This window comes from Adhaeretor mobilis (assembly GCF_007741515.1).
GTDB classification, from domain to species: Bacteria; Planctomycetota; Planctomycetia; order Pirellulales; family Lacipirellulaceae; genus Adhaeretor; species Adhaeretor mobilis.
Genome location: NZ_CP036263.1, coordinates 5,429,083 through 5,441,075 on the forward strand (window position 1 = coordinate 5,429,083; position 11,993 = coordinate 5,441,075).

Sequence of the window (11,993 nt, forward strand, 5' to 3'; positions counted from 1 at the left end):
TAGTATTTCGCCGCTGAGCAGCAATAGTGAACTGACCCTTGAGGCCACACACCCAGTGCCGACAAAAACCTCTACGCCTCGAGAAGCTACGCGAAAAAAGCGTCGTCGTACGAGCCATCTCAAGGATGTGCCCCCCACGCTGGATCTGCGAGAGCAACTTCGCAAAGTGTGCCAGCAAACGGCCGCGAAGCTCGATAAGAGCAGCCCACTTTCCAAAGAAGAGCTAGAGCGAATCGCCCGCGGATTGCTCACGGACCAAAATCAACCCGAAGGCTATCTCGGCTGGATTATGGTTGTGCTCTCTAGCGAGTTCTGGCGAGACCAAGTCGCCGCAACCCCACCTTCGCGACGATTGTTCTTGCTACCGCATTGCCTGAAACATGCCGAAGGTTGCCCGGCCGATTACGACCAGTTTGGGCTCGATTGCAAGACTTGCGGCGCGTGTAGCATTGCCGACTTTCGCACCCAGGCTGAGGAACTTGGCTATAAGGTACTCGTGGCTGAGGGCTCGCCGATAGTGATGAAAATCATCGTAAGCGGCTACGTCGATGCGATCGTGGGTGTCGCGTGCTTAAACGTGTTGGAAAAGGCTATCGACAAAGTACTGTTAGCTGGTATTCCCTGCATGGCGGTGCCCCTGCTCTCTAGCGATTGTCGCAACACCTCGGTCGACGAACCGTGGGTCAGCGAGCTCATCGGCATTCAGCAAGCACCGGTCACTACGCAGACAAATACCTATCTGCATCTATTGCGCTCCGCGAGCGGCATGTTTGAAGCTGACGGGCTCAAGAAAATCGTTCCTCGCGTGCGCAGCGGACCGTCGCTTGCTGAGATGAACGGCGAAGGCATTGGCGGGCTCGACCCAGTGGCTGCGACCGAAGCCATCTCGCATGACTTTCTCGCACGCGGCGGTAAATACGCACGACCATTCATCACGCTGGCTGCCTACGATGCGCTCACTGGCGGTAATGCGACCACTTACGATGGTGCGACAGCCGCTACCAAGATTCCTAGCTTTGTGAAGAGCGTGGCACTTTCGATCGAGACCTTCCACAAGGCCTCGCTCGTCCATGATGATATCCAAGACGACGACGCCCACCGTTACGGCGAGCCAACCCTGCACCGCAAGTACGGCACGGCCACGGCGATCAATGTGGGCGACTATCTGATCGGGCTCGGCTATCGACTCGTGAGCCGCGAAGCTGCCGAAATGGGCGGCGAGACGTGCGCCGACTTACTCGACCGCTTGGCAGATGCTCATTTGCGGCTCAGCGAGGGGCAAGGGGCGGAGCTCCTATGGCGCGACGCTCGCAATAAACCGCTTAGTCCACTAGACGCGCTGAAGATCTACGCCTTGAAGACGGCTCCCGCGTTTGAGGCAGCTCTGCTATGTGGCGTGCGTTGTGCACAGCCGCTAGGAGAGCTTGAGGTACCGCTCAAGCAGCTTGCCAAGCATTTAGGCGTTGCGTTCCAAGTACTCAATGATTTGAAGGACTGGCACGGGGACGATGACAACAAACTGGCCGCCGGTCTCGACGCATTGGGAGGTCGGCCCACGTTGCTTTGGGCGTTGGCTACCGAATCGCTCGAAGGAGATGATCGCGACAGGTTAACTGAACTCGCGGAGAACGATTCGCTCGATAATGCGGTACGCGTCCAAGAAATCCGGCGACTCTACCAACAGGCAGGCGTCTTCGAGAAAGCCCACCAATTGGTAGATAAGTATCAAGTGCGAGCCGAGCAATTAGCCGACTCGGTTGAGCCTGAACCGCTGCGGCGTTTACTGTACTACTTGATCGACACGGTACTTGAGCGGCAAGCGGAGACTGAGCCGGTTCTTGTGACGCCCACGTTAGCGAGTTAGCCGCCAGCTGTTCGCAGTCCCACCCTTAGGCGGCGAAACCGCAAGCGTAGCGGTTGAAGTGAAGAGATCAAAGACAATCAACCCAGGGGCAAGCAACTCTAAAACCATGCCCGCCGACTACTCCCCACTTGTTGAGCTGTTCTATGACACGCCTGCCGCGTTGGGCCTGTTCTCTTCCGTCGAGGCGGACGACCTGCCCGAGACATTTAGGTCGCTGCTGGCTCACAACGATCACATGACTGTGACGCTCGAAGCGTGGCACAATAGCTTGGTCGATGTGCGGGTGCAACGAGAACATAGTGAGGGGGACGTATACGCCCGCGAAAGCCTGCTCGCCCGACAACGAGATGGTGGCATCGTACAATACGGCATCATGCGTATCGATCTGGCCGGCCTGCCGGAAATCGTGCGGCTAGAAATCGAGTCGCAAGCCTTGCCACTAGGGCGAATTCTCATTCGACACCATGTATTGCGTGCCGTTGAACTAATCGGTTTATGGCGAGTGAACCCCAGCGAAATACTGCGGTCAAAGCTGAAAGCGCCCGAGGGAGCCGCCGTTTATGCCCGCAGTGCCCGCATTTTGGTAGAGGGCACCCCAGCTGTCGAATTGCTAGAAATCGTGACGCAGTAAATCAGCTCAGTTTCACTAACCACGAAGATCACGAAGGACACCAAGAGTGGGCTTCAGCATATACCAATGAGCCAACGTCGCCCCCTTAGTGTACTTTGCGGTTCAGAACTCCGTCAGTTCTATTTTCTCCTACACGATTGAGATCGCATGCCAGTAATCGACGACCAATACGATTGTCTAGTTATGGGCGGAGGGCCCGCCGGTTCTACCACGGCGGCTCTGGTAGCGCAAGCGGGGCTGAAAACGCTGATGGTGGAGCGGGAGAAGTTCCCGCGACCTCACATCGGCGAATCGCTCATGCCAGAAACGTACTGGACGTTCCAGCGACTCGGCGTGCTCGACAAGCTCAAGCAGAGCAATTTCGCGAAGAAGGTTGGCGTGCAGTTTGTGAATCACACGGGTAAGGAATCCGCCCCGTTTTTCTTTCGAACGCACGACGATCGCGAGAGCAGCCAAACTTGGCACGTAGATCGGGCTGAGTTCGACCAAATGCTGTTCGATAACGCTACCGAGAAAGGCGTTCACACTTTCGATTGCGTGCGCGTACTGGAAGTTCTATTTGACGATTCAACAGGCAAGGAGAAACGTGCCGTGGGCGCTCGCCTGCAATTCACGGACGAGCATGGCACTAATGAAGCCGGAGCCGTGCAAACACAAGAAGTACGAGCCAAGGTGATCGTGGACGCCACAGGGCAGCAAGCCGTGCTGGGCACGAGAGTTGGGGGGCGCACGATAAACCCGCGGCTGAAAAAAGCTTCTCTCTGGCGACATTATCGCGACGCTGAGCGTGACGAGTCCGGCGGCGGGGTAAAGACGATCATCCTGCACAACGAAGACCAATCTGCATGGTTTTGGTATATCCCGCAAGCGAACAACCTAGTGAGCGTGGGAGTCGTTGCTGATCGCGACTACTTACTTAAGGGCCGCGGGGACTTCGAAAAAACTTTCACCGAAGAGCTTGCCAAGTGCCCCGGCGTGAGTGAGCGTCTGGCGGGTGCCGAAGCGACCGAGGGCATCGTTGCCGCCAAGGAGTTTTCCTATACCACCGAACAATCGAGCGGCAATGGTTGGGTGCTCGTGGGCGATGCGTGGGGATTTATCGACCCGGTGTACTCCTCGGGCGTTTACTTCGCTTTGAAGTCGGCGGAATTGGCTGCCGATTGTGTGATCGCGGCGCTGAAATCGGGCGATACTTCTGGCGAGTCTCTGGGAAGCTGGGTCGACGGCTTTGCGAAACAAACGGCACTCATTCGCAGGCTGGTGTATGCGTTCTACACACCGGAGTTTCGCGTCGGCAAGTTCATCGCAGAGCACCCACAGCATCAAGAGGAATTGGTAGACTTATTGATAGGGCGCGTCTTTGACGGTCGCGAGGGGAAGATATTCGACGACCTAGAGCCGTGGCTCGCGGCGCAAAACAAATTAACCGCAAAGAACGCAAAGATCGCCAAGTAGAACTAACCACAGAGAGGACGAAGCAAGAGTAGATTGAGTATTATATTGCCGGGACATCGCTTCCCCGATAATCTGCTACTCAATTTCCCTTTGTGCTCTATGTGTCCTTTGTGGTTTGTAGTACTTCCTTGGCGCTCTTTGTGTTCTTTGCGGTTCAAAATGGCCCCGCGGCTAGCTAGACTTGTGGCATACGGAAGTACCAAGCCTCTTGCTTTGAAAGTTACCATGCTTCGTTTTATTTGGCCGTTGGTGATCCTGTTGCTTATCTTGCATCAGGACAATTGGTTTTGGGACGACGGCACGCTCGTCTTCGGGTTCATTCCGGTGGGGCTGTTCTATCACGCCTGTATTTCGGTGGCCGCGGCAACAACTTGGTTTCTGGTCGTCCTGTTTTGTTGGCCCAAGGGACTGGATGAAAAGGTCTCTCATGAGAGCACGAAGGGGGAGCAGTCCGTATGAGCTTCGTATCTCTCCGCACAAGTTCCCTAACCCTAGCTACTGAAGTCGGTGAAGCACCCGCCGGGCTCACTGAGTTTTGGATCATTGCGGGTTACCTGTTGCTGCTAATTCTGCTTGGCTTCTTTGCTAGCCGACTGTTCACGGGCACGAAAAGCGACTATCAGCTAGCAAGCCATTCCATCGGCCCGTTCCTACTTTTGATGTCGATTTTCGGCACTACGATGACGGCGTTCGCACTGCTGGGTTCCACGGGCGAGGCTTACAAAGAAGGCATCGGCGTTTACGGCATGCTGGCCTCCTCCAGCGGCATTATTCATTCGCTTTGCTTCTTTCTGGTGGGCATCCGACTCTGGTCGTTTGGCAAGCGCTACGGTTACGCCACGCAGATCCAGTTCTTTCGCGATCGGTTGGATAGCGACCTCATTGGGCTGCTGCTGTTCCCTATTCTCGTATCACTGGTGATTCCCTACTTACTAATCGGCGTGATGGGCAGCGGCACAGTCATTCAAACGATGACCGCCGGAGCGTTTCCCGATGTTCAGCGTTTCGTGACTGAATCCCCAGCCACCAGCGGCGGGTTTCCCAAAGAATTTGGCTCGCTGGTCGTGTGTTGCGTGGTGCTCAGCTACGTGTTCTTCGGCGGCATGCGGGGCACGGCTTGGGCGAATGCGTTTCAGACGATTGTGTTTATGGTGCTCGGCGTGGTCACGTTCTGCGTGATTGCCAGCAGACTGGGTGGGGAAGAATCGCTGCTGGACAACTTAAGAAAGCTCGGCGAAGCGATCCCTGAGGACAAGGCGACCCGCGTCGAAATGTCGAAGACCAAGTTCTTCAGCTATCTGCTCATTCCGCTCTCGGTAGGTATGTTCCCGCATTTGTTCCAGCACTGGCTAACCGCCAAAAGCGCGAAGAGCTTTCGGCTTTCAGTGGTCGCCCATCCTCTGTTCATCATGATCGTGTGGGTGCCCTGCGTGCTGATTGGCGTGTGGGCCACGAGCGATTTGATCCCAGCGAACATCCCGTTGCCGAAGAACCCCAATGCCGTACTAACCGTGTTGGTTAAGAATCTCACCGGGCCCATTCTGGGCGGGTTGCTCACCGCCGGAGTGCTGGCAGCTATCATGTCTTCCCTGGACAGTCAGTTCTTGTGTATCGGCACGATGTTCACGAATGACATCGCCACGCACTATGCGAAAGAGGGTCGTTTCACTGATCGGCAGGAAGTAATGCTCACGCGGGGATTCATCATTGCCATCGTAGCACTGACCTACTGGCTAAGCCTGTTTGAGTCGAAGAGTGTGTTCACCCTTGGCGTGTGGTGCTTCACGGGCTTCGCCAGCCTCTTCCCACTGGTGGTGGCAGCAGTGTATTGGCGTGGGCTCACAAAGCACGGTGCCTTCGCCTGTGTGTTGGCCACGATCGGTGCTTGGTTGTACTTTTTCCGCGAGGCAGGCTACGGCGCGAATCGCACCTACACGATCGATTTGCTCGGCCATGAAGTGATGCCCGTAGCGGCAATTTTTGCCATGTCGGCTATTGCTTTGGTGGGCGTATCGTTGGTGACTTCGCCGCCCAAGGAAGAGACGCTTCGGAAGTTTTTCTCAGACGACATCATTTGAGTTTGAACCGCAAAGGACGCTAAGAGCGCCAAGAAACTCTACTACCACAAAGTTCACAAAGAACACTAGGTAAATACTTCTTAGTGCCCTTCGTGTACTTAGTGGTAAGTTATATTACCTTGGCGCTCTTAGCGTCCTTTGCGATTCACTCTTTCCCGGTATCTGGCTCCGAATGAAAATCGCCTACTTAGCTGCGGGGGCTGCGGGGATGTATTGCGGGAGTTGTCTACACGACAATACCCTAGCCGCCGCATTGTTGAAGCTGGGTGAGGACGTCACACTCGTGCCGATTTACACACCCATCCGTACCGATGAGCGCGACATGAGCGAACCTCGCGTGTTTTTTGGGGGGATCAATGCTTATTTGCAGCAGAAAGTGCCGCTGTTTCGCTACACGCCGCGTTGGCTGGACCGTTGGTTAGACCACCCTGTCCTGCTGCTTGTGTTGGCCGGCCGCGGCGCGAGTGTTGACGCGAAGAAGCTGGGCCCGATGACTGTATCGATGCTCAAAGGAGAGCAAGGCAATCAACGCAAAGAACTGGTGAAGCTAGTCGATTGGCTACTCGAGGAAGTACAGCCCGATGTGGTGCACCTCTCCAATTCGATGATGTTGGGACTCGCGCGGATGATTGCCGAGCGCTGCGGTCCGCCCGTGGTTTGTTCGCTCTCCGGTGAAGACATTTTCCTGGAACAACTCACACCGCCTTATTATCAGCAAGCTCGAGAGATGCTCAAAGAGCGTGCTGCTGAGGTCCACGCCTTCACCGCACTCAACGGTTACTACGCCGATTTCATGGCCGATTACCTGGCGGTGCCGCGCGAACGCATTCACGTGATCCCTCACGGGCTGGACCTCGCAGGGCATGCTACCGAGCCGAAGTCAGGCAGTGAACGCGGCGACCATGAGCCGCTGCGAATTGGCTACTTGGCAAGAATTTGCCACGACAAAGGGCTTCATCTACTTGTAGGAGCGTGTGAATTATTGGCCGCTCGCTCGCCCGACAAACTTTTTGAACTTCACGCAGCAGGCTACTTAGGGGCTGGCGACCGGCGCTATTTTGCCGATCTAGAGAAACGCATCGCACGGGGACCGCTCGCAGATCGATTTACCTACCATGGCGAACTGGACCGCGCGGGGAAAATCGCGTACTTGCTGTCGCTGGACATCATGAGCACGCCGACAGTCTATCGGGAGAGCAAGGGCTTACCCATGTTGGAATCGCTCGCCAACGGTACGCCGGTAGTGGTGCCTGCTCATGGCACATTCCCGGAGCTCGTCGAGCAAACGGGCGGCGGACTGTTGCATGAGCCTCTCGATGCGACCGATCTAGCTTCAAAGCTCGAAAAACTTCTCGACGATCACGCTCAGCGAGCGGCCCTCGGCGCCGCGGGCCATGCGGCGGTAAAGGAGCGATATCAGGCCCAGAAGATGGCAGAGCAGACCTTGGGGTTGTATCGGGAGCTCGTTTCTTAGAGGGAAGTGCCTGGTGTGAAACCGGCTAGAACCTCGATTGGAAAAACCTGTGCTCACGCACCTCGGCTCGGGGAGTGCCTTGGTATTCCATTTCCCTATGCGATGCATTCTTGGCTAGAATGGTGGCAAGTCGGTTTCCCTGTCCAGCAGCCTGTTGCAATCAGCTTTTCTCCATGCATCGTCAATCGAAACCTGGGACAGATACAAACGCGGCTAGCGCCTCATTTGACTTTCAAGGGTGGTTCGAGACTTGGCAGCAGGAATGCCTGTGTCTGCGACTTGATCCCAATGGGATCATTACTTTTGTGTCCGCCAATTCAATGGAGTTGCTGGGGTACCAACCTAGCGAGTTGGTTGGTCGCCCGGCGGTGGACTTTTTGGCTCTCGACCACCCAGACCACGCGCTGATTCAGGGCCTGACGGATAAGACATGGCCACTCCGAGATCAACCTATCAAGCGTCATACAGCGCGTCGGCGCGACGGTACTCTCGCCTATTTCGTAACCCAGGAACGCAACATCTACGACGAGAGTGGTACACAGGTTGCCACCGAGCGAATGGCGTATGACGAGACAGCCCGCGTAGAGGCAGAGCTATCGGTTCTAGAAAGCGAGCAGAAGTATCGTCGGCTTGTGGAGGGCATCCGAGGGGACTACTTCATCTTCACGCATAGCCCCGACGGCGAAGTCACCTACGCAAGCCCATCAATCAAGGATGTTCTCGGTTACGATCCCGAGATGGTGGTGGGACGTAACTGGCGCGACTTTGTCAAGGCAGACAATCTAGGGCGTGATGAAGCTGAAAAAGTTGAAGGAGCCGTGGCCGCAGGAAAACCCTTCCACAAGCTCGTTGTTGAGATCGACAACCAAGAAGGCGAAAAACTAATTGTTGAAGTGCAGGAACGTCAACTGTACGATTCCGCTGGCAATTACGAGTCGATGGAAGGCATTGCGCGCGATATTACCGAGCTCACCACCGCGACTAACGAGTTACAACAGCTGCGCGAAGAACTGGAGCAGCGGGTGGCTAATCGCACGGCCGAGTTGCAAGCGACGAATGTGCAACTAAGTGAAAGCGAAGAGCGTTATCGCGATCTGGTTGAAAAGCAGGCGGAGTTTATCGTGCGTTGGACGCCCGACCTCAAGAGGACGTTCGTCAACGAGTCGTACGCTCGATATATCGGAAAGCCGGCCAGCGAGTTGGTGAATTGCTCGTTCATGCCAATCCTGGTAAAAGAAGACGCCGCTGTCTTCGAAACCGCTATGGCGCAGCTTACTCCCGAGAAAAACAGTGTGACCTACGAGCACCGTATCCATCGCGAGGGTGGGGTGGTGAGCTGGGCCCAGTGGACGGATCGTGCTTTTTTTGATGAGCAGGGGAATCCGGAGTCATACCTCTCTGTGGGGAGAGACGTCACCGCTTTGAAAGAAGCCGAGGACAAAGTCCGCCAGAAAGAGTTGCTGCTAGAGCATGTATCGCGACGGGCGATTATGGGCGAATTGGTTGCCGGAATTGCTCATGAAATCCATCAACCACTGCATGCCGCCAGTGCGTTTGCCGAGGCGGCAAGACGACACTTGGAGATGGGCAAGCCGGGCGGCGTCGAGACATCCGTGGACTGTATGCGCGAAATCTCTGAGGCAGTGACCCGTACCGCCACAATAATTCGCCGTCTGCGAGACTTCACCAAGCCAAGTGATGTGAAGCTGGAGAAGCTCTTCATTAACGATCTTGTACGAGAATCCCTAGAAATACTTGCATTTGAGACGCGAAGAGCGCATCTTTACCCAGAGATGCACTTGGCAAGCGATTTGCCCTGGGTGCAGGGGGATCGCATCCAGTTGCAACAAATTATCGTCAGCCTCATCACCAATGCGTGTGAAGCGGTTGCCGATGTTCCTATCCAACAGCGCAAGTTAACCATTCGCTCAGGAGTGGATGGTAAGATGGTACGTATTGAATTCGAGGATTCAGGGACTGGTATTTCCGCAGATGAGCTGGAAAGCGTTTTCGACGCATTTGTTACTTCCAGGTCGGGGGGCACCGGCATGGGGCTAACCGTTTCTCGAACCATTGCCGAGGCACATCGCGGCACGCTTTATGCCAAATCCAATGCACCCGCCCCGGGAGCCTGCTTCGTTTTAGAATTGCCCTACCCAGGAGCGCGGGCCGCTTCTCAATCGGTAGTATCCGGTCAGGCCGAGTTGAATGAGGATTCTAAAAGTGAGTGAACAGCGCGGAATCATTTACGTAGTAGACGACGACGAGCAGATTCGTAAGGGAGCCTCCGTACTACTAGAAACGCTTGACGCCGATTTGGTTGCTTTCGATTCCGCTGAGAGCTTCCTCGAAGCCTACGATGGGCGCCGCCCTGCATGTCTCGTGACCGATCTCTGCATGCTGGGAATGAGCGGCACAGAACTGCAGGAACATCTGCACTCGCTCGGCATTAAAATGTCCGTTGTGGTGATCACTGCCCATGCATCGACCGCGTCGACCGTACGTGCCATGAAGAATGGGGCGTTTACATTGCTGGAAAAGCCTTGCGATCCGAATGCCTTGTGGACTGCGGCACGCAACGGGCTGGAGATCGACAAGGATACCTACGAGCAGGAATTGTCGTGCATGAGTGTTCGCGAGCGGCTGGATAGCCTCACCAATAAGGAGCAGGCGGTCCTCGAATGCATCGTGGTCGGCGATGCCAATAAGGTCATCGCGCGAAAGATGGACGTGAGCATTCGCACCGTCGAAAATCACCGCAGCCGCGTGTTTTCCAAGATGAAGGCCGATTCAGTGGCCGAGTTGGTGCGGATGTCGCTGATGGTCGAGCAGGAAGGCAGCTGAGTGGCCTAGATGTCCAACCGCGTTGCTAGCAGTTGCCGCTTACCGAGTGTTTCTTTCGGGTAGGAATCGTGATCTCCTGCCTACCAATTGCTCACTTGTTGGCACGGGTTTCCCATTGAATGGGCAACCACAGCCTGCTTTTCAGCGGCAACCCACAATTCCACTGCGGGAAGTGCGGACTATAACCGCAGAAGCTACCCTCTATAGTTTCATTACTCGCACCGCTGGCGAACCGGAACTCGTCGCGGTCGGAAGCACCAAGTAGGTGCTTCTCTTCATCATCAATTCTGCGAGCGACCTCAGCCCAGCACGCTTTGCTGTGGTAGGTCGACTTTCGAGGAGGAATAGTAAAATGTCTGAAAAGCGAATTAGTGAAGATGCCGTTGTATACGTCGTGGACGACGATCCACAGGCCTGTCGTGCCGTATCGGAATTGGTCCACACCTTTGGCTACCAGGTTCGCTCTTACAACACGGCTGAGGAATTCCTGGAGAATGCTTCCAACGATCGCCCTGGCTGCGTTGTGCTCGATCTCAGGATGCCCGAAGCCGACGGTTTGGAACTGCATCGCCGCATGATCGAACGTGGGCTGAACCTGCCCGTGGTGATCATTACGGCTTATGCAGAAACCTCCGTCACAGTGAAGTCCATTCGCAGCGGTGCCGTATCGGTACTCGATAAGCCCTATGCGGACGACGACCTGTGGACACACGTTCAGGAAGCAATCTGCAAGAGCGAGAAGGAACTACGGCTTTCCAAACACCAGGCATCGCTGGAAGAACGCCTCAAGCGGCTTTCGCCGCAAGATCGGGCCGTCTTGCAGCTGATGCTGGCTGGGGAGAAGAATCGAACGATTGCTAAACGACTGGATGTGAGCCTGCGAACCGTAGAAAACCGCCGCCGTCGTGTTTTCGACGTGATGGAAGCGGATTCGGTCGCCCAGCTCACACGCATGGTCGTGGAGTACGAGCATAAACTGCTGCCTAAGAAAGACTCGAACGAAGCTTGGCTGGCCCTGCCGTTTGAACGCGTTGCTTAGGCTGGCATTCTCAGCTTAGGGCCTCACTTCTCTGCTGGAACAGAGCAGAGATATGCGGACCCATGAATCCGGTCGTTGGCACGAGCCAACGGCCGGTTTTCCTGTTGGGTAGGGCTTTTCGCTGCTGCGAAGGGGGGACCTTCCCAGTGGCGCTGCTAAGCCGTGAGCGGCAAAAAGGCCTTATTCGGCCCATTACGGCTTGTGAAGCGGCTTGTTTTAGCTAAAATTCGGAGCTACGCCCAGAGTTACCAACTCTGCCACTTACCCGTTTCCAACCCACGAAACTGCTGCTCACTCGCTATGGCTAAACGCCCCCGCAATAACGTTCGAACCGCTCGCAAAGATCCCGTTTGTGTGGATGGGGTCCGGCCCCGCCCTATGTTTGTCGATTACAAAGACCTCGACCTACTAGGCAAGCTGACCAATCGTCACGGGCGTATCGTTAGCCGTCGCAAGACCGGCTGCCAAGCGGCTAGCCAGCATGCCGTCTCCAAAGCGATCAAGCGAGCCCGTTTCATGGCTTTGCTGCCGTATGTTGGTAGCTAGTTTCTCTTTCAAATGTTGATTGTTGTTTGCGCTGATTCTTCAATGCGCTGTTTCCCCTGCCG

Annotated in this window: 10 protein-coding genes; all 10 read left to right on the top strand. The window is 55.5% G+C overall.

Going from position 1 to position 11,993, the window contains the following annotated elements; translation table 11 throughout:
* Positions 1–55: 55 nt before the first annotated feature.
* The 10 genes from HG15A2_RS21335 to rpsR all read left to right on the top strand — a co-directional run bounded on the left by HG15A2_RS21335 (position 56) and on the right by rpsR (position 11,931).
* Complete coding sequence (locus HG15A2_RS21335) at positions 56–1,864, top strand: polyprenyl synthetase family protein (protein ID WP_391483908.1); 1,809 nt, start codon at positions 56–58, stop codon at positions 1,862–1,864.
* A 106-nt stretch (positions 1,865–1,970) separates the two neighbouring features.
* Complete coding sequence (locus HG15A2_RS21340; RefSeq protein WP_145063130.1) at positions 1,971–2,495, top strand: hypothetical protein; 525 nt, start codon at positions 1,971–1,973, stop codon at positions 2,493–2,495.
* 147 nt (positions 2,496–2,642) lie between these two features.
* Positions 2,643–3,950 carry an NAD(P)/FAD-dependent oxidoreductase gene (locus HG15A2_RS21345; RefSeq protein WP_145063132.1) on the top strand — a complete coding sequence of 436 codons (1,308 nt, stop codon included), beginning with the start codon at positions 2,643–2,645 and terminating at the stop codon, positions 3,948–3,950.
* Between the two features lie 225 nt (positions 3,951–4,175).
* On the top strand, positions 4,176–4,409 hold the full coding sequence (locus tag HG15A2_RS21350) for a DUF3311 domain-containing protein (protein WP_145063134.1): 234 nt from the start codon (positions 4,176–4,178) through the stop codon (positions 4,407–4,409).
* On the top strand, positions 4,406–6,028 hold the full coding sequence (locus HG15A2_RS21355; RefSeq protein WP_145063136.1) for a sodium:solute symporter family protein: 1,623 nt from the start codon (positions 4,406–4,408) through the stop codon (positions 6,026–6,028). The genes HG15A2_RS21350 and HG15A2_RS21355 overlap by 4 nt, the downstream gene beginning before the upstream one ends.
* A gap of 172 nt (positions 6,029–6,200) precedes the next feature.
* Positions 6,201–7,502 carry a glycosyltransferase family 4 protein gene (locus HG15A2_RS21360; RefSeq protein WP_145063138.1) on the top strand — a complete coding sequence of 434 codons (1,302 nt, stop codon included), beginning with the start codon at positions 6,201–6,203 and terminating at the stop codon, positions 7,500–7,502.
* 173 nt (positions 7,503–7,675) lie between these two features.
* Positions 7,676–9,733, top strand: a complete 2,058-nt coding sequence (locus HG15A2_RS21365) for a PAS domain-containing sensor histidine kinase (RefSeq protein ID WP_218932156.1) — start codon at positions 7,676–7,678, stop codon at positions 9,731–9,733.
* Complete coding sequence (locus HG15A2_RS21370; RefSeq protein WP_218932157.1) at positions 9,726–10,346, top strand: response regulator transcription factor; 621 nt, start codon at positions 9,726–9,728, stop codon at positions 10,344–10,346. Before HG15A2_RS21365 ends, HG15A2_RS21370 begins: the two co-directional genes overlap by 8 nt.
* A 352-nt stretch (positions 10,347–10,698) precedes the next feature.
* Positions 10,699–11,385, top strand: a complete 687-nt coding sequence (locus HG15A2_RS21375; protein WP_145063144.1) for a response regulator transcription factor — start codon at positions 10,699–10,701, stop codon at positions 11,383–11,385.
* 300 nt (positions 11,386–11,685) lie between these two features.
* On the top strand, positions 11,686–11,931 hold the full coding sequence (rpsR, locus tag HG15A2_RS21380; protein ID WP_145063146.1) for a 30S ribosomal protein S18: 246 nt from the start codon (positions 11,686–11,688) through the stop codon (positions 11,929–11,931).
* Positions 11,932–11,993: the final 62 nt, after the last annotated feature.